Origin of the sequence: Nonomuraea sp. JJY05 (genome assembly GCF_043496855.1) — a bacterium.
Classification (GTDB): Bacteria; Actinomycetota; Actinomycetes; order Streptosporangiales; family Streptosporangiaceae; genus Nonomuraea.
In genome coordinates this window covers 44554-66179 of the sequence record NZ_JBIEIS010000063.1, presented here as the reverse complement: position 1 = coordinate 66179, position 21626 = coordinate 44554, and the positions used below count along the sequence as shown (strand labels likewise).

Sequence of the window (21626 nt, the reverse complement as noted above, 5' to 3'; positions counted from 1 at the left end):
GTCCGGTGAGTGCACATGAGCGCTTCCCGGCCAGGGTCGACAGATCCCGTTGAGGACCCAGAGGTCAGTCAGTCCATGGGTCAAACCCTGGCGGGAAGCGCTCATCTACATCATCACTGTCAGTCCACGGAGGTGTCCCAGGCTTCCTGGCGTACCTCCAGGTGCGGCGAATCGCGCAGGTCGCGGAGGAGCTCCCGCCACGGGGCCACCCACTCGGTATGCTGTCCTCCCGCCCGGATGAGCCTGAGCGCGAAAAGGCCGCCGGACAGGTCGCCGCGTCCGGCCAGACGCCGGGCCGCGGGCAGCGCGACCGCCATCGGCAGCGGCGGCTTCCGTCCGTATTCGCCGAACAGCTCCGAGACGGCCGTGCCGGCCGTCCGGGCGGCGAGCACCGGCCGGTCCGTGAGCAGGTCGGCCAGCGCGCACAGGGCTTCGGCGAGCTCGTCCCCGTCCGTTTCCCTGGGGAGCAGGGCCATGCCCAGCTCGGCCACTTGGGGCAGCAGGAGGGGCTGGGCGGCGAGCACGTCCATCGCGTCCCGGGCGAGCCGCCGCCGCCACGGCTCCGGCTCCTCCTCCAAGGGCGCGGCCAGTTCCTGCGTGATGGCGTTCACGCGTCGCCTGGCCGGTGTCCCCAGGTCCTCCCGAGGTACGGCGGCGGCGAGCCTGGCCAGGACGTCCAGCGCCTGGGACCGGATCGCCCCGGCTCGCAGGAGCCCCAGGAACACCGCCATCACCTCCCCGGCGGGCACCGGATCGGCCACGGCCTCGATGATCTCGTCGAGGCCGCCCCGGTACCAGTGCGCCCACAGGGCGAACGCCTTCGACCCGCGGAAACTCACCCCGGGCACGTCGGCGGCCATGAGAAGCCGCCGCACCAGGTCCGCGTAACGGGGGCGGGCGGCGGGGGCGTACTCCATCGGGTGGGCCTGGAACAGCGTGCGCAGCATCAGCTCGCCGGCGTACCGGCCGGCGGCGTCCCCGAGCGCGTCCAGGGTCCGCGGGTCCTCAGGGATCGTGCGCAGCACCGAGGCGACGGCCACCCGTACGTCCCGGTGCAGGCCCGGGTCCGCCCACGCGCGCAGCAGCGCGTCCACCGCGCCGGGCGGGCGGCTGCTGCCGAGCCGGCGGGCGGCCAGCTTGCGCAGCGTCACCTTGCTGCCGGGGGCGGTCAGCGCCTGCTCCAGCAGCGGCCCGAGCAGGGACGGGGCTGTCGAACGGCAGCATCGGGCCAGCGCGGCGACCGCGACGCGGGAGGCCGGGCCGCCGGCGTGGCCCACGAGCACGGGCATCGCGCGGGCGGGCTCGCCGGCGTGCGCCATGGCCGTGACGGCGGCTTCGGCCAGCATCGTCTCCTCCCTGTCCGCCCAGGCGGCGAGGAGGTCCAGCCCGCCCCCGATCCGGCCGGTCGCCTGGATGGCGGCCAGCCGCGCGGCGATGGGCAGGCCTTCGTCGTGGACGGCGGTGGTGAGCTCGGCGCGGATCCTTTCGCGCTGGTCGGGCGCCCATCGGCCGGCGTCGCCGCCGTCGATCCGCGGCACCCACGCCGGATCGGCGAAGCGGCCGTCGCGGCGGCCGTCCAGCAGGGGGAGGAGAAGGTCGGTGCGCCGCCGGGCCACGGTCCGCCAGACGGCAGGGAGCGTCACGGCGGACGGGTCCTCCCGCACCAGCTGAATGGCCCGCTCCTCCCGAGCGATCCCGCTTCGCTGCGACCGCTCCGGCCCTTCCGGACCTTCCGGCCCAGAGGCGGTCGCGGGACGGGGCGTTCGCGGGCGGCGACGGGGACGGTTCAGCCACGGGGGGTGCTCCACTTGCGGAGTGCGGTGGAACAGGATCACTCCGCCGGGCCGGCGATGTCCTGGCGTGGTGGAGAACGTGGCCGGCAGTCTTGTTCGTCCAGTGGACGATGGGTCGTGTTCGCTACTGGTGACCGGCGCGCCGAGCGGCGCCGCCGACTGGCCGGACCGGACCTGTCGTGCGGCGCCTTCAACCGTGCCTACTGTGAGAGCGTCCGCAGCGGACGGCTGTGGCACGGCGTTGCCGGTACTGCTGATCGAGGCCGAGTTCACGGAACGGTGTGCAGGAAACTGCACGCCTCATCAGCCATGTCGGATCCACTCAGTCGCCGGCCTGAGCTTCGCGGTTGGCGACTCAGAAATCGCGGTTGTTCACCGAGAAGTCGCGGTTGTCGGCTGAGAAGTCGCGGTTGTCGATTGAGAAGTCGCGGTTCTCGGCGCCCGCCGGAGCGGCGGCGAACGCGAGTCCGGCCCCGGTGAACGCCAAAGTCGCGGCCAGGGCGAGAACGGTCTTGCGCACTTTTCCTCCTGATGCTTGTGTCTCTCGGTTCCCTGCAGGGGATCGTACGGAGACCTCGAATGCCGGACTATCCGGTAAGCGAGCGGCCTGCGGCGCGATTCGGATACCGGACGATCGTTTCCGGAACGGGCCGCGCGTCACGGATGTGCAACCTGCCGTCCAACCCGTGATCGCACGGCCGTCTATGAGGTGGTCACTCGCCACCATGGCGGAACCCTCCAGAAACCGCCCGCTCAAGGCTGCTGACCAGAGGTGACCAGGACCTCATGGCGAACGATGCCCTCCCCCATCCACCGGCCGCGCACGTCTCGCGGCCTCGAGCGTCGCCTTCACTACCGTCCTCGACGCGTGACGGAGGGCGCGTGACCGTAGGTCTGGCGGTAGAGGGAGGCGAACCGGCTCAGATGCACGAAACCCCACCGGAGCGCCACCTCTGTCACAGTGGTCCGGCTGCCCGTCGCCGCGATGTGGACAAGCTCGGCGTGCGCCCGGGCCAGCCGTACATTGCGCAGATAGGCCGTGGGCGTGGTCTGCAGGTGTTCGCGGAAGCCCGATTGAAGGGTACGGACGCTCACCCTGGCCGCGGTGGCGATGTCTCTCAGGGTGATCGGCTCAGCGGCGTGTTCTTCGCAGAAGTGGCGCGCGCGTCGAAGCGCTGCGGAGGTCGATGGGGCACCGGGCTCGCCGAGGTCGGCAGAGTAGGTATGGGGCTGCGAGTCGAGCATGGTGTGCAGCAGAAACTGCTCGAAATGGTGCTCGGCGAGAGCTGAGGCCGCAAAGGGGAACGTCGTGCCTGCCGTAGCGGGGAGGGAAAGTGCGTTGAGCGCTCGACCGAGAGGGCTCTCGTCGATGACCTGTGGTTCGAAGTGCATATCTTTTTTCGGGACGTCACCGAGCTGATCCTCGAGGACGCGATCGACAAGCACCTCGGGAATCTGGATGATCATCACGTCGTGATCGACGCTCCAGTTCATCTCGATGCGCCGCCGGGGACCGATGATGGTGAGTGGTGCGGCGACATCCTGGTCCCCGACCATTAGTCGTCCACCACCGGTCAACGGCACGTGAATGTTGTAGAAGTCGGGCAGCACCGGTACGTCGACACGGATTTCCGCCCCGTACGCCAGGGTGTGCAAGACGATGTTCCCGCGGTGCAGAAGCCTGTACCGGCCGCCGTTCGAGTGGCTTTTGATGACCTTGAGGCCGTGCGGTGAGAAGTGCTGCGAGACCTGCGCGCGCATTTCCTCCACGTCGCCTTTGAAGCTCTGTGATGTCAATTCATTCATGGTCTTACTACACTCTCGAGCTCTCGTGACGCCCCGAAGCTCACTGCAGGCCATCTCCCCCCGGATTTTCTCAGCCCGTTCGCCAGGGTCGAGCGACAGCGCACCCCTTCACCCGGTCCGGATGTCGAGGAATCCGCGCAGCAGCTCGGCTTCGGGCTCCACGGCGTCGCGCTCAGCCGGCGACAGCGGCGTGAACGGCTCGACGTGGATCTCGCCGGCACGCAGGCTCCAGACACCACGCCAGGTACCGTCCACCAGCAGGGTGCCGGTCCTTGCGCCATTGCCCGGAGGCAACGGTACCCGGCGGTTGTCCGTGAACATCCGGGACCGGTCCGCGTGCGACAGCAGCAGGTTGTCGTACTCGGGCAGGAAGCGGGGCGGCGCGGGGGTGTCCGGGTCAGGCCTCGGCGCGTCGGGCAGGTCGAACAGTTCACGTCCTTCCTCGTCGCGGAAGCGGACCAGGTCGAGCCGCTCGATGACCTCATGCAGCCGGGTCAGCCCGGACCAGCGCTGTACGTCGGCGACGCTTGCGGGACCGTATCCGTTCAGATAGCGGCGCACCAGATCCTCGGCTCCCGGTTCGGGATTCGGACGGCGACCGAGAAAAGTCTCGATCGTGCTCCACTCCGCCCGTCCTGACCGGCCCCACAGGCCGCGTGGCGGGACCTGGACCAGCGCCAGATGGTGTGTGGCCGCGTACGCCAGCACCTTCGGATCAATGTCCGGCCGGCCTTCCGCGAGCGCCTGCCCCAGCTCGGCACGAGTACGCGGCTTCTCATCCAGGACGGTCCGGGCGTGCTCCAGCAACTCCGCCTGATCCACTCCACCGAGACGGCCACCGAAGTGGGCCGCGAAATCCCTCGAGTGCACCGACTCGAACAGGTGGTACCAGCTCAGGCAGTCGCGGGCGCTGACCAGATGCACGGTGTTGCGCATCATCTGCGCGCGTACGGCTGCCCGCCGCACGGTCAGCGCGGACAACTCGGCCGGGCGGAAGCCCGCCAGTCGCGTCCAAAGACCGACGTACGGCGCGAGCGGAGCCTGCGACTGCATCCCCGCCAGGTGCTCGATCGCCTCCAGCGCCGGCAGCTCAACACGCTCCAGCAGGAACTGGCGCGCCAGCGTGGCCCGGTTCAGGCCACGCCGGCTCAACCTCTGCGTCACCTGAGACCGTCGAAGAAACCAGACAGGTCCTCGGCCAGCTGCTCGGGCGCCTCCATCGCCGGGAAGTGCCGGCCGCGGTCGTGCTCCACCCAGTGCGCGCCGTCGGCAGGGTCGATCAGGCGCCGCACCGTCGCGTCGGCACCGAACACCGAATAGCCCTGCGGCACCGAAGGCGGGGCGCCCCAGTCCTGCGAGTGGGCCTGCTCGTACAGGAACCGGGCCGCGGACACCCCCGTGCCCGTGAACCAGTACAAGCTGATGTTGGTCAGCAGCTGGTCGATGTCGATGGGCAGGCTCGTCCAGCTGTCGAAGCTCTCCGCGATCCAGGCGAGCTGCATGGCCGGCGAGTCGGTCAGGCCGTATCCCATGGTTTGCGGGCGAGTGTTCTGAATCGCCAGGTAGCCCGAGTCGTTGCGGCGGAAATCCTCCATCCGCTGCAGGGCCAGCTGGTCGATCGCATCCTCCGGGTTCAGCTTGTCCGCCAGCCACGGCACGAAGGTCGCGCTGGCCGCCGCGGTGTACGGGTCGGTGACGATGTGGACACCGGCCACGTGCTCGCCGTCCAGCCCGCCGACCGTGCCCGAGATGGCGGAACCCACGTCACCGCCGTGCACGCCGTAGCGCTCGTAGCCGAGCCTGGCCATCAGTTCCACCCAGGCCCGCGCGGTGCGGCCCATCGCCCAGCCGGGCTCCCCGACCGGCGTGGAGAAGCCGAAACCCGGCAGTGACGGGACCACGACGTGGAAACCGCGCTCCAGCAGGTCCGGTATCAGCTTTTCGAACTCGACGAACGAGCTCGGGTAGCCGTGGGTGATCAGCAGTGGGAGCGCGTCCTGCCGAGTGGAGCGCACGTGTAGGAAGTGGATGCGCTGGCCGTCGATCTCGGTGGTGAACTGCGGGAACCGGTTCAGCTTCTCCTCGGCGGCTCGCCAGTCGTATGCGGTGCGCCAGTACTCGGCCAGGCCCTTGACCCGGTCCAGCGGGATGCCTTGGCGCCCGTCGACGCCGCGCATCTGGTCCGGCCAGCGAGTATGGGTGAGCCGGGCGATCAGGTCGTCGAGGTCGGACTGCGGGATGTCGATCCGGAACGGCTCGATCAGTTTGCTCATGTCTTTCTCCAATTACGTGGTCCTGCTGCGGGCCCACCTCTTGTGCGCAGGAAGCGTGCGGAGGTGAGCCGTTGTTCGTCGAGCTGATTGCCGCCCGGCTGCGGGAGGTGCCCCGGACAGATACCGGGGCGGACGCGCGGTGACACAGAAGGCGGGGAACGCGTCCGATGCGCCGGTCAGGGCGAGGTGATGGCGCGGCCCTTGTGGCCGGTCTTGGCGGGATCGTTGATGTAGTTGTCCCGCCACTCGCTCCAGCCGTAGTTCAGGTTCTTGCGTTCCACGTAGCGTGGGCCCCAGCCGGTGCCGGAGAAGCGGTTGTCGACGGCTCGCATGTGCTTGCCGTACACGTGTCCGAAGCCTGCTTCCAGGCCGAGCTGGTAGCCGCCGCCCTCGAGCAGGTTCTGTTCGAGGGTCACCTGGTCGATGTCGGCGCCGAGCGTCTGGATGAACAGCGCGCCGGTCTCGTTCCCCGACGAGCAGTCGATGCGGTTGCCCCGGAAGACGGCTCTGCGGTCGGGCTCGCTCGTCGTCACGAAGTCCCGGATGGTGGCCCCGTCATTGTGCGACTCACCGTCCGACCGGAGTCCGTGGATGTAGTTGCCTTCCGCGATGGCGTCCAGGCGCTTTCCCGTGTTGTAGAAGCAGATGCCCGAACCCATGTCGTGCATGCGGTTACGCTGCAGGATCCCGACGCCGAGGAACGCGCACGAGGCCGCGATGGTCTTGGCGCTCAGCTTGGATGCGTCGAAGTCCGAGTCACGGATCGTCACCTTCCCGGGAGTCACCGCGCAACTGTTGCCCGTGCATTCGCCCGTGGTGGTCACCAGCGGCTGCGCGGTTCCGAGCTTCTTCGGGCGGATGCACGAGCGTTCGACCACGATGTCGCCGGCTGACAGGTCGAGCCCGGTCTCGATGAGCTTGCCGGAGATCGTGGTCCCCGCGGCGGGCTTGGCACTGCCCGTATAGGCCGGGAGCGAGTCACAGGACTTGCCGATCGCATTGAGGCCGGTATTGGCCGCGGTGAGCTCCCAGCCGGGCACCCCCTTCGCCGGCGCGGTCGGGGTAGCGGTGGGGGTCCCGGTCGCCGTGGGGCGCGGACTGGCGGTGGGTTTCGGGCTGCTCGTCGGCGTGGGGGTGGGGGTGGTCGTGGGGGTGGGGGTGGTCCTGGGGGTGGGGGTGGTCGTGGTCGTGGGCGTGGGGGTGGGCGTGGGTGTGGGGCCACATGTGAGGCGCACTGTGCTCGAGCGTTGCCGGTGCCCGTCCCCGTCGGAGCCGATCACGTACAGGGAATGGGTCGTGCAACGCAGGCTCACCGCGACGTCGCCGTTCTTCACGGTACGAGACGTGCTCTTGAGCACCTGGTCCTGGCCCGGCCGCGACCGCATGACGCGCACGTGGACCGTGGTGGAGTTCTCGCAGCCGATCCTGGTGGCCGTCGCGCGGATGACCCCTCCCGCACCGAGGGCGGGTGTGGCCGCCACCAGGCGGCACACGTCATCGCTCGTGCGTGGCGACACGGCATCGGCTCGGGTCCCGGGCGCCAACAGAGCCGTGAGACAAGCTAATACCGTCAGATATCTTCGCAAGGCTTCTCCTGTGGCGTGTCTGCGCAGGATGACTCCGTCAATCGATGCTGTTGTCGAGGTCGGCGCTCTGCGAGCTGCCGGGCCTCTGGATCCGGCGCCGGCGGGCAACGGATGCGGTCTCGTTCGCGCGCGGACGTCGGGCACATCCTGCGTTGATTTCCGCCTCACGGTATGAGGCGCGGATGACTCTAGCGGCGCACAGCGGCAGGCAATATCCGCGCCACGTCTGATCCACTGCGCATTCGGGATAGCGGACCATGCGCCGGCCGCGGCTGCCGTCGTTCGGCGAGGCGCCGCGGCCCTGTGCGAGGCCCCGAAGCGAGCGCCGGGCGGCAGGGGTAGGACTTGCCGTGTGAATGATGTGCCGTGCCGGTGGCTGCTCGGCCTTCGGGCGCGGGGTGGCGGGCACCCGCCCGCGGCGCCGCCGCCAACCCGGACCCCGCCCGCCTCTACCAGCCGTGCGCGCGCCCCGGTCATCCCTTGCCGCACGCCTGGCTGGAGGACGACGACGGGAGGCGCCAGCACGTCCAGACCTCCTCCGGCCGGGCCGCTTCCTGCTCGTCGCCGGGGAGAACGGCCACGATTGGTGCGAGGCGGCCGCCGAACTGGCCGGCACCTGGCCGCTGGACGTCGTGCGCGTGGGCCATCTGGACGGCGATCTCCTCGACCCGCGCTCCACCTGGACCCGGCATCGCGGCCACGATCCGGAGGGGGCGGTCCTGGTGCGCCCCGACCGGTTCATCGCCTGGCGTGCCCAGAAGGCGACCGACGCGACGGCCCGACTGTCCCAGGCCCTGCGCTCGCTCCTCGGACAATGACACCATGCGCGGACAACGGCGGGCAGAGGTCAGCCCTCGGCGGTCGCGGGCTCGTCCTGGGCCGGGTCCGGGCGGTCTTCGCGGGCCGGGGCGCAGCTCTGGCCGCAGCCGCCGAAGCGGTCCGGGTTCACCGGGGTGAAGTCCGAGGCCGGCACGCCCTTCAGGGCCGCCATCATGGTGTCCTTCCAGATGGGCCCGGGTACCGAGGCGCCGGCCACCGCGCCGAAGGTGCGGCCGCCGATCGTGACGCCGGTCAGCTTGTAGCGCTGGGAGCCGCGCGGGTCACCCAGGCTGACCGCTCCGGCCAGGTCGGGGGTGAACCCGGCGAACCAGGCCGTGGCGTACCCGTCCGTGGTGCCCGTCTTGCCCGCCGCCGGACGGCCGATGCCGCCGACCCCGCGCATCGTGCCCTTGGTGAACACCCCTGACAGGACGTGCGCGGTGGCGTCGGCCACCTCCGGGTCGAGCGCCTTGCGGCACGACGGCTCGTACGGGGTCGCCGCGCCGGTGCTCGCCTCCGTCACCTTGGTGACGACCATGGGCGTGCAGTACGTGCCGCGTGCCGCGATCGCCGCGTACGCGGTGGCCACCGTCACCGGGTCCATCTCGTTGATCCCGAGCGTGAACGTCTCGTACTCCTGCAGCGGCCCCCCGTCCGCCCGCCTGATGCCCAGCGACTTGGCCGTCTGCACCGTCTCGCACAGGCCGACCCGCTGCTCCAGCGCCATGAAGAACGTGTTCACCGACCCCCACGTGCCGGTCGCGAGCGTCTTGAAACCGGGCGAGCCCTCGTCGTTGGTGACCGTCCAGGACGGGATGCCCATGTTCTGGCCCTTGCAGTTCTTGAACGAGGCGTAGCCCGGGGCGGTGTAGGCGTTGGTCACGCTGATCCCGTCGTCGATCTTCATCCCCTGGGCGAGCGCCGTGATCAGCGTGAACGTCTTGAACGTCGAGCCCGCCTGGAAGCCGATCAAGCCGCCGTGCCGCTTGTCCGCCACCGGGTTGTAGGAGATCTCCTTGCGTTTGACCGAGTGGCCGTAGGGACGGCTGGCCGCCATCGCCTTGATCTTGCCGGTGCCCGGCTCGACCAGCGCCTCGGCGGCCACGGGGTGGTCCGAGGCGAAGACGTGCTTTCTGATCGCCGTCTCCGCCGCCCGCTGCGCCTTCGGGTCCAGGGTCGTGAAGATCTTCAGGCCGCCGCGGGCGAAGCGCTGCTTCCTGGCCCGCTCGGTCCTGCCGAAGGCGGGGCTGGTGAGCAGCTCATAGCGTACGTACTCGCAGAAGTACGGATAGCGGCTGTCCTGGCAGCCGTTGGGCGCCTCGACGCCCTTGTAGCCGAGTTTCGCCGCCTTGGCGTGCGAGGCCTGGTCCGGGGTGATCCGGCCGAGTTGCGCCATCCGGTCCAGCACCACGTTCCGGCGGTCCAGCAGCAGCTTGCGGGCCTGCTTGCCGAGCGCGGGATCGGTCCTGTTGGGGTTCTGGACGGCGCCGGCCAGGGTCGCCGCCTGGGCCAGGTTCAGGTCGGCGGCCGAGACGCCGAAGAAGCGCCGCGCCGCGGCCTCCACGCCGTTGGCGCCCGCGCCGAAGTAGGCGATGTTCAGATATCGGCGGAGGATCTCGTCCTTGGAGTACTTCTCCTCGACGCCCATCGCATACCGCAGCTCCTTGAGCTTGCGCGCGTAGCTGGCCTCCAGCGCCTTGTTCTTGCCCTCCTCGGTGTCGGCCGAGTTCAGCAGGACCTGCTTGACGTACTGCTGGGTGATCGACGAGCCGCCCTGGGCGATGCCGCCCGAGCTGAGGTTCTTGGCCAGGGCCCGGGCGGTGCCCTCCAGGTCGAGCGCGCCGTGCTCGTAGAAGCGGTAGTCCTCGATGGCGACGATCGCCGTCTTCATCACGTCGGCGATCTGGTCCAGGCGCACTTCCTTGCGGTTCTCGGCGTAGAACTGCGCGATGCGGTTGCCCTTCGCGTCGTACACGACGGAGGTCTGGGCCAGGGGCGGCTCTTCGAGCTGGGCGGGCTTGAGATCGAGCATCTCGGTGGCCGAGACGAACAGGGAGCCTGTCCCGCCCACGGTGGGCAGCGCGATCGCGGCGACCACGGTGCCGGCGGCCACGGCCGCTCCGGTCAGGCGGGCAAGGCTCAACAAGGGGCTCGAAGGGGACATGGGCGTCATGACAGCACAGAGCCGTTCGCGCTGTCCAAGACTGATATGCCTTGATTATTGATATTGGAATGGATATCGCCGCAGGCCGGAGCGCCGCCTTCCAAAGAGGGCGGCGCTCGGCGTCGCGCATGTCACTCGCCGGTCATCGCGGCATGCATGCGCAGGTACGGCTCGGCGTCCTTCGGCCTGTTCTGGCGCTGCAGCGTGCGACCGAGGAGCAGGCAGGCGTACCCCTCCGCCGGGTCGCGCTCCAGCACCAGCCGGAGCTCGGCCTCGGCCCGGCCGAGCTGGGCCGAGTGGTAGTAGGCCCGGGCCAGCAGCAGCCGGGCCGCGAGGTTGTCCGGCGCCGCGGCCACCACCTGGGCCAGGATGCGGGCGGCCCCGATGTAGTCCTGGGAGTCGAAGAACCGGCGCCCGCGCTTGTACTCCTCGGCCAGCTTCTCGATCGGCATGTTCACTCCTGTCCGGTGTGCGGAAGGCGCTCGGCGGGGATGACGCCCAGGCGGCCGGCCTGGTAGTCCTCCATCGCCTGAAGGATCTCGGCGCGGTTGTTCATCACGAAGGGGCCGTACTGCACGACCGGCTCGCGGATCGGCTGCCCGCCGAGCAGCAGCACCTCCAGGTTCGGCTCGGCCTGCGGCTGGGCCGGGTCGGCGGCGACGGTGATCGCCCCGCCCTGGCCGAAGACGACCAGCTGTCCCTTGCGCACCGGCGTGCGCTCGTCCCCGGCGTAGCCGTGTCCGGCCAGCACGTAGGCCAGGGCGTTGTAGGCGGGGTTCCACGGCACCTCCAGCCGGGCGCCGGGGCTCACCGTCGCGTGCACCATCGTGATCGGGGTGAACGTGACGCCCGGACCGGCGTGGCCGTCCAGCTCGCCGGCGATCACCCGCAGCAGTGCGCCGCCGTCGGCCGAGGCGAGCAGCGCCGCCTGACGACCGCGGATGTCCTGGTAGCGGGGCAGGTGGAACTTGTGCGCGCGCGGCAGGTTGACCCACAGCTGGACGCCGTGGAACAGCCCGCCCGAGACCACGAGGTGCTCCGGCGGCTTCTCGATGTGCAGCAGGCCCGAGCCCGCGGTCATCCACTGGGTGTCGCCGTCGGTGATCGTGCCGCCGCCGCCGTTGGAGTCCTGGTGCTCGAAGATGCCGTCGATGATGTAGGTGACGGTCTCGAAGCCGCGGTGCGGGTGCCAGGGGGTGCCCTTGGGCTCGCCGGGCGCGTACTCGACCTCGCCCATCTGGTCCATGTGGATGAACGGGTCCAGCGCGGACTGCGGAACGCCGGCGAACGCGCGCCGTACCGGGAAGCCCTCGCCCTCGAACCCGCTGGGCGCGGTCGTCACCGACCGCACGGACCGCCGCGCGACGGTGGCCGGGTCGGGCGCGGCGACGCGGGGCAGGGCCAGGGTGTCAGCGGTGATGGCGGGCATGACCCCTCCTGTTGGTTGAAAGTTCAATCGGTTGCTCGCGTCAACGCGTGACCCCCTTCGGGCATTCCCGCTCGCGCGTAACCTTTGGGCCATGCGATCTGTCGTCGTCGTTCCCGGCGGGAACTTCGGGCCGCTGGCAGGGCTGCTCGCCTACGTGGGCCAGACCGCCGAGCCGTTGCTGCTCGTCGGGGGCACCGCGGATGAGTTGTGGGACGGCGCGCTCGCTCGGGAGCTGACGCCGTACGTGCTCGAGGTCGACGGCGCCGGTCAGCCGCACTCTCGCATGATGCGCCCCAGTTCGTCGGGCCGCAGGGGCGGCTCCGGCAGCGGATGCGCCGCCGGCGCGCGGAACCCGTCGAGGATCAACGCCAGATGCCGCCGCCACACCTCGGGCCGCACGGCGGCGGTGGCCTCGACCGTGCGGGCGATGCCCCACGTCACGAACGCCATGTCCTCCAGCGTGCAGTCCGGCCGCAGCACCCCGGCCTCGTGCGCGCGCTCGATGATCCGCGACATCATCGCGTAGCCGCGTGCCGGGTCGCCGGCCGGAGTGGGCTGCGGGCCCCGGTTCGAGACGAGGTCGTTGTAGCCGCGGTCGGCGGCCTGTAGCTCGCACACCCGCTCCAGGAAGTGCACCAGCCCGCTCCACGCGTCCGGCAGCGAGAGGGCGTGCTCCGAGATCTGCACCACGGTGGCCGTGCGGTCGGCGAAGACGGCGTCGACGAGGTCCTCGCGGCTCGGGAAGTGGTTGTAGAGCGTGCCGCTGCTCACCCCCGCCGTGCGGGCGATCTCGTCGAGGGGGACGTCCAGCCCGCGGGCGGCGAACAGCTCCCTCGCGGCCGTCACCAGCAGGTCGCGGTTGCGCTGCGCGTCTCTGCGCAGTGGTCTGGCGGGGGTCGTCATGCCGCCCATCGTAGACGAACTTGAGAACACTCCCAACTTGTGCGTATGCTTCCAGCGCCAGAACTTGGGACAACGGTCAACTTAGCTGAATGCATTAAGGAGCTGTCATGCTCAGAACCCTCGCCATCTTCGGCGCCGGCCCGGTCATGGGCCTGTCCCTCGCCCGCCGCTTCGGCCGTCAGGGCTTCCGGATCGCCCTCGTCGCCCGGACCAGGGCGAACCTCGACCACCTCGTCGCCGAGCTCGCCCGCGACGGCGTCGAGGCGGCCGGCTTCACCGCCGACGTCTACGAGCCCGATCGGCTCGCCGGCGCGATCGGGGCCATCAAGGAGGCGTACGGGCGGATCGACGTCGCCGTGTTCAGCCCCGGCGGCGGGAGCATGGGGGAGGGGATCGCGGCGACGCTCGACGTAGACGTCGAGAACGCGCGGGTGATCCTCGACCGGTTCGTGCTCTCGGCCGTGGCCCTGGTGCGGCAGGTCCTGCCCGACATGGTCGAGCGGGGCGACGGCGCGATCCTGTTCACGGCGGGGCAGTCGGGGATCTACCCGACGCCGTCCCTCGGCAACGCCGGCATGGCGCAGGCGGCGCTGCGCAACTACTTCCACACGCTCAACGCCGAGCTCGCGGGCAAGGGCGTGTACGTGGGAGCGGTCAACGTGGGCGCGCTGATCGAGGGCAGCGTGCCGCACCAGGCGATCACCTCCTCCCTGGTGTCGCTCGACTTCGAGCCGGAGGTGGTCCACCCGGACGTCCTCGCGGACGGCTTCTGGGAGCTGTACACGAAGCAGGACCGGGTGGAGGCGCTGGTGGGGAGCTTCGGCCAGTAGGCGGAAGGGCGGGTCAGGACGACTGGACGGGCAGCCCGGCGGCCGTCCAGTCCTCGATGCCCTCGCGGTACTTGCGCACGTCGGTGTAGCCCAGCGCGGTGAGCCGGTCGGCGACGTGGCCGCTGTTCGGGCACGCCGGGTTGGAGCAGTACGTGATGATCGCGGCGTTCTTGTCGGGCAGCAGCGCGGATGCCTGGGCGTCCACGTCGGCCAGGGTCAGGGGGATGGCGCCGGGCAGGTGCTGCTTGGCGTGGTACGCGTCGCCGAGCGCGTCGACCACGGTCACGGTGCCTGCCTCGATGGCCGCCGCGAGGTCGTCCCGGGAGATGAGAGCGGTCATGTCATTGCCTCCAGAATAAGTCGGACTGCGGTCCGGTTACGTGTGAAGACGTTACCGGACCGCAGTCCGATTTTGCAATCTGGGGCGTCCGCCTCCCCGTCTACTTGCCGAATCCGGCGGTCAGGCCGGCCAGCAGCTGGCGGCGGCCCACCACGTACAGGATGAGGATGGGCACCGAGGTCAGGACGACGGAGGCGAGCACCGCGGGCACGTTGATGCTGTATTGGCCCTGGAAGGTCCACAGCGCCAGCGGCAGCGTGCGCTGCTCGGGGCTCTGGGTGAGGATCAGCGGCAGCAGGAACCCGTTCCAGATCGTCAGGGCGTTGTAGATGGTCACCGTCACCACGGCGGGCCTGGTCAGGGGGAGCGCCAGGTGCCAGAGCGTGCCGAGCTCGCTGGCGCCGTCGAGGCGCATCGACTCGAACAGTTCCTTGGGCACGTCCCTGATGAAGTTCGACAGGATCAGCACCGACAGCGGGATCGCGAACGCGATCGACGGCAGGATCAGCGCCATGGGCGTGTCGTAGAGGCCCAGCTTGATGATGATCAGGTAGATCGGGATGATCGTGGCCTGGTGGGGGATGGCCAGGCCCATGAGGAACGCCGAGTTGGTCCAGCGCAGGAACCGCCCCTTGCCGCTGCGGACGATCGCGTACGCCGCCATGAACGACACCGCCACGGCGGGCGCGACCGCCCCGACCGTGACGACGACGCTGTTGATGAAATAGCGGACGAAGTCCGACTCGATGACCAGCTGGTAGTTGGCCAGCGTGGGCTCGGAGGGCGGCAGGAGCGGGTTCTCGACGTAGTAGTTGCTCTGCGACTTGAAGCTGGTGATGACGATCCAGTAGATCGGCACGACCACGACCGCCAGCCACAACCAGGCGACCGCGCCGCCCAGCCAGTTGGGGCGGCGGGTCACTCCTTTGGTGCCGGGAGCGGTGTGCCGCGCCGCCGCCTGCGAGGTGTTCTTCGCGAGGGTCGTCGTCATGTCAGGCACCTTCCAGCTGGCTGTGGGTCGCGTCCCGGCCGCCGAGGCGGCGCAGCAGCAGCGCCAGCGCCAGGCCCACCAGGACCAGGATGACGGCGATCGCGCTGGCCGGGCCCATCAGGTTGGCCTGGAAGCCCCTCTTGTACATCTCCAGGGCGAGCACCCGGGTGGCGTCCCCGGGGCCGCCGGCGGTGAGCACGAAGATGAGGTCGAAGAAGACCAGCGAACCCACGACCATGAGCGTCGAGGACGTGATGATCGTGTACTTGAGCTGGGGCAGGGTGATGCTGAAGAACATGCGGACCCGGCCGGCGCCGTCGATCTCGGCGGCCTCGTACATCGAGCGCGGGATCTGGCGGACGCCGCCCTGGTAGATCAGCGAGTGGAACGGGATGAACTGCCACGACACCACGAAGATCACGACGCTGAAGGCGAGGACGGGCTCGCCCAGCCAGTCCTGCACGAGGATCGGGATCCCCAGCCCGGCGCCGAGCCCGAAGTTCGGGTCGAGCAGCGCCTTGTAGGTGATCGCGATGGCGGCCGAGCTGAGCAGCAGCGGGATGAAGTAGATCACCGAGAACACCGCGCGATAGCGCTGGAAGCCGGCCAGGAACGTGCCGAGCAGGATGCTCGCCGGCGTCTGCACCACCCACGACATCGCGATGACCAGGAACGTCACCCACAGCGCGTGCGGCAGCCCGGGATCGGAGAGCACGGCGCGCCAGCTGTCGAAGCCCGCCGGACGGATCTCGCCGAGCCCGTCCCAGGCGGTGAAGCTGAGCACGAAGACCCCGATGAGCGGGATGACGCCGAAACCGACGAAGAACAGCAGGGCCGGCACGGCCAGCCAGGCCAGGCCGCGCCCCTGGCCGCCGGGCACGGCGGCCACGGGCGCGTTTCCCCTGGCGGAGATCGGGGGGACCGTCACTTGCCTATGACCTCGTTGAGGCTCGTGGCGAACTGCTGCGGCGAGATCGACAGCTGGAACAGCTTGGAGATGTTGTCCAGCAGGACCTCGGCCGCGGTCGGGCTGAGCGCCTGGTCCCAGGACTGCTGGAAGGACTTGGCCTTGCTGGCGACGTCGTAGACGAACCGCTGCCAGGTGCCGTCGAGGTCGGTGCCGAACTGCGAGTCGGTCCCCTTGACGATCGGCACGAAGCCGTTGCTGATCCAGTCCTTGCTCTGCGCGTCGGAGTTCATCTCGGTGGCGAGGAACTTCTTGACGATCTCCTTCTCCGCGGCCGACGCCTTGGAGGAGATCGACATGTACTGGGCCGGGTTGCCCACGGTGTCGCTGGGGTCGCCCTTGCCGCCGTCCACCGGCGGGAAGTTCATGTACCCGAGGTGGCCGCCCTTGACGAAGTCGCCGCCGGTGTCGCGCATGTTGCCGTACGTCCAGCCGCCGTGCAGCATCATCGCGGCCTTGCCGGTGTACAGCAGCGCCTGGTCGGCGTTGGAGTCGGCGGTGATCGAGGAGAAGCCCTTGATGAACCCGTTCGCCTTGATGAGGTCCTGCATCTTGGTCAGGGCCTCGATGGCGGCCGGGTTGCTCCAGGCGTCCTTCTCGCCGTCGAAGACGGCCTGGAAGACCTCGGGGCCGCCGATGCGGTCGAAGAGGAACTCCAGCCACATCATGTTCGTCCAGCGCGACTGGCCGCCGAGGGAGAAGGGCGCGACGCCCGCGGCGTTGAACTTCTTGACCAGGTCCATGATGTCGCCCCAGCTCTGCGGGGGCTGCGCGCCGACCTTCTCGAAGACCTTCTTGTTGTAGAACAGGACGATCGGCGTCACGGCCTCGACCGGCACCGCGTAGATCTTGCCGTCGACCGTGGCCGCGTTGAAGGAGGACGGGAACAGCTTGTCCTTCAGAGCCGCGTTCTGGTCGAACCAGGAGGTCAGGTCGTCGACCTGGCCGGCCTGCACGTAGCTCTTCAGGCCGCCGCCGCCCCAGCCCCAGATGATGGTGGGGGCCTCGCCCGCGCCGATCGCCGTCTTGATCTTCGTCTTGAAGGCGTCGTTCTGGAACATCGTGGTCGCGAGCTGGCCGCTCGGGTTGGCCTTGTTGAAGCGCTCGACGGCGCGGGTGCGGATGCCTTCCTGTGGTTGTCCGGTGAGATACCAGTAGGTGGCCTTGCCGGCACCGCTGCCGCCACCTGTGCTCGTGCTGCCACCGCCGCCACCGGCGCCGGCCTGGGTCGGCCCGGAGCCTCCGCAGGCGGTCAGTGCGGCTCCCAGGGGAACTCCCATGGAGAGGCTGAGGAAGGTGCGGCGAGAAGTTGACCTGTTCTCCACGCTGATCTCCGTACTTGAACGCCGGGGGGTTGGCCGCGCGGCTCGTTGATCGTCGGATGGTGCTGGCGGGCGGCCGGGGACGGGCGCCTGCCGATGCCGCTCGTCACGTCTCCTTTGAGTGAGCTCGTCGAAACATTTGCGACATACCGCGTGGTCCGTCAATTTAGGTTTCGACCATGGGCCTGTCAAGACCGTCGTATCCGGGAATCTGCCCATCCGAGCAGCGCGTGTGTAAAGTACTCAGGCGCGGCGTTCATCTGGTCGTCTGTAATCGGAGACGCTTGCTCGCAGGCCACTCGACGACATCGAAACATTTCGAAATACTCACGGCGGGAATCGGCTTTAAGGAGAGCAGATGACGGCTCTGGATCGGACCCCCGCGATGGACGGCGTGCTCCGCCCGTGGCAGGACCCGGCGCGTCCCGTGGCCGACCGAGTCGAGGCCCTCCTCGCGGAGCTGACCCTCGAGGAGAAGGTCGGCCAGCTCGGCAGCCGGTGGATCGGCAACGACATGCAGCACGAGCCGGCCCAGGACGCCGAGACGCTGAACGTCGCGCCGATGCAGGACGTGTTCGCGGCCTCCGGCACGCTCCCCCTCGACGAGGCGATCAGGCACGGGCTCGGCCACCTGACCCGGGTGCACGGCAGCGCGCCCGTGACCGCGCGGGAGGGCGCCGCCGAGGTGGTCAGGCTGCAGCGGGCCGTCGTCGAGCGCTCCCGGCTCGGGATCCCGGCCATCGTCCACGAGGAGTGCCTGACCGGGTTCACCACGTACGGGGCGACCGTCTACCCGGCGGCCATCGCGTGGGGGGCGACGTTCGACCCCGAGCTGGTGGAGCGGATGGCGGCCGCGATCGGCCGGGACATGCGGGCCGTGGGCGTGCACCAGGGCCTGTCACCCGTGCTGGACGTGGTGCGCGACTACCGGTGGGGCCGGGTCGAGGAGACGATGGGCGAGGACCCCTACCTCGTCGCGATGCTGGGCGCCGCCTACGTGCGCGGGCTGGAGAAGGCCGGGATCATCGCCACCCTCAAGCACTTCGCCGGATACTCCGCCTCCCGGGCGGCCCGCAACCACGGGCCCGTGCCGATGGGGCGGCGTGAGCTGATGGACATGATCCTGCCGACGTTCGAGACCGCCATCGCGCTGGGCGGCGCGCGGTCGGTGATGAACTCCTACTCCGACGTGGACGGCGTGCCGGCCGGGGCGGACCCCTGGCTGCTGACCGAGGTGCTGCGCGAGGAGTGGGGCTTCACCGGGACGGTCGTGTCGGACTACTGGGCGATCCCGTTCCTGGCGAGCATGCACCGCGTGGCCGCCGACACCGGCGAGGCGGGCGTGCAGGCCCTCACCGCGGGCATCGACGTCGAGCTGCCCGACACGCTCGGCTTCGGCCCGCACCTGGTCGAGCGCGTGCGCGGCGGCGAGATCCCCGAGTCGCTGATCGACCGGGCGGTGCGCCGCCTGCTCACCCAGAAGGTGCAGCTCGGGCTGCTCGACCCGGACTGGACGCCCGAGACGTCCGTGTCCGGGGCCGACGGCGTGGACCTCGACTCGCCGGGCAACCGGGCGCTGGCGCGCGAGCTGGCCGAGCGGTCGGTGATCCTGCTCGACGCCGGCGACGCCCTGCCGCTGCGTCCCGGGCTGCGCCGGATCGCGGTCGTCGGGCCGTGCGCCGACGATCCGCGGACGTTCATGGGCTGCTACGCCTTCCCCAACCACGTGCTGCCCCGCCACCCCGGACTCGGGCTCGGCATCGAGGCGCCCAGCCTGCTCGACGGGCTGCGGGCCGAGCTGCCGGAGGCCGAGATCGTCCACGAGCGGGGCTGCGAGGTGCAGGGCGAGGACCGCGCCGGGTTCGCCGCCGCGCTCGAAGCGGCGCGCGGGGCGGACCTGTGCGTGGTGGCCGTGGGCGACCTCGCCGGGCTGTTCGGCCTCGGGACCTCGGGAGAGGGCTGCGACGCCGATGACCTGCGCCTGCCCGGGGTGCAGGAGGACCTGGTGGCCGAGCTGGCCGCGACGGGCACGCCCGTCGTCGCCGTCGTCGTCTCCGGCCGCCCGTACGCGCTGGGCCGGGTGCACGCGGGCGCGGCGGCGCTCGTCCAGGCGTTCATGCCCGGCGAGGAGGGCGGCGCGGCCATCGCCGGCGTGCTGTCCGGCCGGGTCCAGCCGTCGGGCCGGCTGCCAGTGCAGATCCCGCGCGGGCACGGCGGGCAGCCGGGCACGTACCTGCAGCCGCCGCTGGGCGCCGACAGCCAGGGCATCAGCAACCTCGACCCCACCCCGCTCTTCCCGTTCGGTCACGGCACCTCCTACACCGCCTTCGAGGTCGGCGACCTGCGGATCAGCGACGCCGAGGTGGCCACCGACGGCGAGTTCGGCGTGGCGATCAGCGTGCGCAACACCGGGGACCGGGCCGGCGAGGAGGTCGTCCAGCTCTACCTGCACGACGTCCTGGCCCAGGTCACCCGGCCGGTCCGGCAGCTGACCGGGTTCGCCCGGGTCCGGCTGGAACCCGGGGCGAGCGCCCGCGTGACCTTCCGGGTGCACGCCGACCGGACGGCCTTCACTGGACGCGACCTGAGGCGCATCGTGGAGCCTGGAGACATCGAGGTGCTGGTCGGCACGTCGGCGGCCGACCTGCCGTGCCGGGGCACGGTGCGGCTGACCGGCCCGGCCAGGGTCGTCGGCCACGATCGGCGCCTGGATACGCCCGTGTCGGTCGAACCGGAGGGAGGAAACGATGCCGTCCAGTTCTAGACGCGCCACGCTGGCCACGGTCGCGGCCTCGGCGGGCGTGTCGGTGGCGACGGTTTCCAAAGTGCTCAACGGCCGCAGCGACGTGGCGCCGACCACCCGCTCCCTGGTGCAGTCGCTGCTGCGGGAGCACGACTACATCGCGCCGTCGCCGCGCCGAGAAGGGCCGGTCGCGACGGACACCATCGAGGTGCAGTTCGACGACGACTTCAGCACCTACTCCACGGAGATCATTCAGGGTGTGGTCGCGGCCGGGGCCGAGCTCGGCGTCGGCATCGTCGTCAGCGTCCGGAAGAAGATCGACCACCCCGCCGCGTGGGCCCGCGACCTGGCCGCCGCCGGGCGCCGGGCGCTGATCTGCGTCACGTGCGACCAGCTGACCACCCGGCAGCTGACCGCGCTGTCCCGCGTCCAGCTGCCGCTGGTCGTGATCGACCCGCTCCACCTGCCGCACGCCGGCGTGACCAGCGTCGGCTCCACCAACTTCGCCGGCGGGCTGGCCGCCACCCAGCACCTGCTGTCCCTCGGTCACCGGCGCATCGCCTACCTCGGCGGACCGGCCACCGCCGCCTGCAACCAGGCCCGCCTGCACGGCTACCGCGCCGCCATGGAGGCCGAAGGGGCGCCGGTGCCGCCCGCGTACACGCGCTCCGGGCACTTCCGCTACTCGGACGGCCTGGAGTACGGCGCGGCCGTGCTCGACCTGCCGGAGCCGCCGACGGCGATCTTCGCCGGCTGCGACGAGAGCGCGCTGGGAGTCATGGAGGCCGCCAGGGCGCGGGGCCTGCGCATCCCGGAGGACCTGAGCATCGTGGGGTTCGACGACACCCAGATGGCCCGGATGGCCTCCCCGCCGCTGACCACCGTCCGCCAGCCGCTGCCCGAGATGGGCGGGGTGGCGGTGCGTACGGCGCTGCGGCTGGCGGCCGGCGAGAAGATCGACTCCCACCACGTCGAGCTGGCCACCGAGCTCATCGTCCGCGCCTCCACGGCGGAGCGCGCCTGACCGGTTCCCGAGTTTTGTCAGGCGCCTTGCACATATTCCGTAAGGCGCCTTACCATTTCTCGGGTGATCAACGAATCCGTCGCCCAGCCGCCCTCCTACGCCGAACTGCACGCCCGTTACGGCACCCCGCTCGGCGTCGAGGAGGCCCGCGCCCGCTGGGGGACCGTCGTCAAGGCCGCCAGGAACGGCGAGACCATCCTGATCACCCGCGAACGCTGGGAGTGGGCCGCGCTCGTCCCGCTCTCCAAGGTGTCCGGGATCCTGAGCGGGCTCCCGCTCGTGCCGCTCTCGACGGCCCGGGCCAAGCTCGGCGATCTCGTCCGGCAGGTCACCCAGCCGTACGACGAGAGCCCTGTGCTGCTGGGCCGCCACCGCACCCCGGTGGCCGCCCTGATCTCGGCCCGTGACCTGATCGACCGGGCCGCGCCCCCGTCCCGGACGGGTGCCGACGCCCTGCTGCTCGACGGGCACGCCATCACCCTCACCTGCGACCCGGAGGCTCCGGCCGGTCCGCTCTTCTCCGCCGTGGCCGTCGACCGCGAGGGCGGGGTCGTCGCGGCGGGCGCCGGCGCCGACCTCCGCGAGGCCCTGCGCGCCCTCACCCCGACCCGGAGCTGACCGGCCCCCGCCGGCCGT

The 21626-nt window shown here is 70.3% G+C and carries 19 protein-coding genes; 5 read left to right on the top strand and 14 right to left on the bottom strand.

Annotation, left to right across the window (positions count from 1 at the left end; translation table 11 throughout):
- Positions 1 to 119: 119 nt before the first annotated feature.
- From ACFKCF_RS55605 to ACFKCF_RS55580, 6 genes are all read right to left on the bottom strand, one after another.
- Positions 120 to 1643 (bottom strand): hypothetical protein, encoded by a 1524-nt coding sequence (locus tag ACFKCF_RS55605; RefSeq protein WP_394504810.1) that lies wholly within the window; start codon positions 1641 to 1643, stop codon positions 120 to 122.
- Between the two features lie 505 nt (positions 1644 to 2148).
- Positions 2149 to 2313 carry a hypothetical protein gene (locus tag ACFKCF_RS55600; protein WP_394504809.1) on the bottom strand — a complete coding sequence of 55 codons (165 nt, stop codon included), beginning with the start codon at positions 2311 to 2313 and terminating at the stop codon, positions 2149 to 2151.
- Between the two features lie 332 nt (positions 2314 to 2645).
- Positions 2646 to 3599, bottom strand: coding sequence for an AraC family transcriptional regulator (locus ACFKCF_RS55595; RefSeq protein WP_394504807.1), 954 nt, complete (start codon positions 3597 to 3599; stop codon positions 2646 to 2648).
- Positions 3600 to 3707: 108 nt separating this feature from the next.
- The gene (locus ACFKCF_RS55590; protein ID WP_394504805.1) at positions 3708 to 4751 is read right to left on the bottom strand and encodes a winged helix DNA-binding domain-containing protein; all 1044 of its coding nucleotides are present in this window, start codon (positions 4749 to 4751) and stop codon (positions 3708 to 3710) included.
- An 8-nt stretch (positions 4752 to 4759) separates the two neighbouring features.
- A complete protein-coding gene (locus ACFKCF_RS55585) occupies positions 4760 to 5872 on the bottom strand; it encodes an epoxide hydrolase family protein (protein ID WP_394504804.1) in 1113 nt (370 codons plus the stop codon).
- 176 nt (positions 5873 to 6048) lie between these two features.
- Positions 6049 to 7389 (bottom strand): hypothetical protein, encoded by a 1341-nt coding sequence (locus tag ACFKCF_RS55580; RefSeq protein WP_394504802.1) that lies wholly within the window; start codon positions 7387 to 7389, stop codon positions 6049 to 6051.
- Between the two features lie 527 nt (positions 7390 to 7916).
- On the opposite strand from ACFKCF_RS55580, the gene ACFKCF_RS55575 reads away from it, so the two are divergent.
- Positions 7917 to 8276, top strand: coding sequence for a hypothetical protein (locus tag ACFKCF_RS55575; protein ID WP_394504799.1), 360 nt, complete (start codon positions 7917 to 7919; stop codon positions 8274 to 8276).
- A gap of 29 nt (positions 8277 to 8305) precedes the next feature.
- On the opposite strand, the gene ACFKCF_RS55570 is transcribed toward ACFKCF_RS55575, so the two are convergent.
- From ACFKCF_RS55570 to ACFKCF_RS55555, 4 genes are all read right to left on the bottom strand, one after another.
- Positions 8306 to 10441 carry a transglycosylase domain-containing protein gene (locus ACFKCF_RS55570; protein ID WP_394504797.1) on the bottom strand — a complete coding sequence of 712 codons (2136 nt, stop codon included), beginning with the start codon at positions 10439 to 10441 and terminating at the stop codon, positions 8306 to 8308.
- A gap of 131 nt (positions 10442 to 10572) precedes the next feature.
- The gene (locus ACFKCF_RS55565; RefSeq protein ID WP_363985093.1) at positions 10573 to 10893 is read right to left on the bottom strand and encodes a tetratricopeptide repeat protein; all 321 of its coding nucleotides are present in this window, start codon (positions 10891 to 10893) and stop codon (positions 10573 to 10575) included.
- A 2-nt stretch (positions 10894 to 10895) separates the two neighbouring features.
- Positions 10896 to 11870 (bottom strand): pirin family protein, encoded by a 975-nt coding sequence (locus ACFKCF_RS55560; protein ID WP_394504796.1) that lies wholly within the window; start codon positions 11868 to 11870, stop codon positions 10896 to 10898.
- 267 nt (positions 11871 to 12137) lie between these two features.
- Complete coding sequence (locus tag ACFKCF_RS55555) at positions 12138 to 12773, bottom strand: TetR/AcrR family transcriptional regulator (RefSeq protein ID WP_394504794.1); 636 nt, start codon at positions 12771 to 12773, stop codon at positions 12138 to 12140.
- A gap of 107 nt (positions 12774 to 12880) precedes the next feature.
- Between ACFKCF_RS55555 and ACFKCF_RS55550 the strand changes: the two genes are divergently transcribed.
- Entirely contained in the window at positions 12881 to 13603 is a 723-nt protein-coding gene (locus ACFKCF_RS55550; protein ID WP_394504792.1) for an SDR family NAD(P)-dependent oxidoreductase, read from the top strand.
- 13 nt (positions 13604 to 13616) lie between these two features.
- On the opposite strand, the gene ACFKCF_RS55545 is transcribed toward ACFKCF_RS55550, so the two are convergent.
- From ACFKCF_RS55545 to ACFKCF_RS55530, 4 genes are all read right to left on the bottom strand, one after another.
- Positions 13617 to 13943, bottom strand: a complete 327-nt coding sequence (locus ACFKCF_RS55545; RefSeq protein WP_394504790.1) for a rhodanese-like domain-containing protein — start codon at positions 13941 to 13943, stop codon at positions 13617 to 13619.
- A gap of 100 nt (positions 13944 to 14043) precedes the next feature.
- Complete coding sequence (locus ACFKCF_RS55540; RefSeq protein WP_394504788.1) at positions 14044 to 14934, bottom strand: carbohydrate ABC transporter permease; 891 nt, start codon at positions 14932 to 14934, stop codon at positions 14044 to 14046.
- A gap of 1 nt (position 14935) precedes the next feature.
- Positions 14936 to 15862, bottom strand: coding sequence for a carbohydrate ABC transporter permease (locus tag ACFKCF_RS55535; RefSeq protein WP_394504786.1), 927 nt, complete (start codon positions 15860 to 15862; stop codon positions 14936 to 14938).
- The gene (locus tag ACFKCF_RS55530; protein WP_394504784.1) at positions 15859 to 17181 is read right to left on the bottom strand and encodes an extracellular solute-binding protein; all 1323 of its coding nucleotides are present in this window, start codon (positions 17179 to 17181) and stop codon (positions 15859 to 15861) included. Before ACFKCF_RS55530 ends, ACFKCF_RS55535 begins: the two co-directional genes overlap by 4 nt.
- A 400-nt stretch (positions 17182 to 17581) precedes the next feature.
- Here ACFKCF_RS55530 and ACFKCF_RS55525 point away from each other — a divergent pair, with 400 nt between their 5' ends.
- The 3 genes from ACFKCF_RS55525 (at position 17582) to ACFKCF_RS55515 (ending at position 21608) form a co-directional block, all read left to right on the top strand.
- The gene (locus ACFKCF_RS55525; RefSeq protein WP_394504783.1) at positions 17582 to 19987 is read left to right on the top strand and encodes a glycoside hydrolase family 3 N-terminal domain-containing protein; all 2406 of its coding nucleotides are present in this window, start codon (positions 17582 to 17584) and stop codon (positions 19985 to 19987) included.
- Entirely contained in the window at positions 19971 to 20990 is a 1020-nt protein-coding gene (locus tag ACFKCF_RS55520; RefSeq protein ID WP_394504781.1) for a LacI family DNA-binding transcriptional regulator, read from the top strand. The genes ACFKCF_RS55525 and ACFKCF_RS55520 overlap by 17 nt, the downstream gene beginning before the upstream one ends.
- 63 nt (positions 20991 to 21053) lie before the next feature.
- Positions 21054 to 21608 (top strand): type II toxin-antitoxin system prevent-host-death family antitoxin, encoded by a 555-nt coding sequence (locus ACFKCF_RS55515; RefSeq protein ID WP_394504780.1) that lies wholly within the window; start codon positions 21054 to 21056, stop codon positions 21606 to 21608.
- The last annotated feature ends 18 nt before the right edge of the window (positions 21609 to 21626 follow it).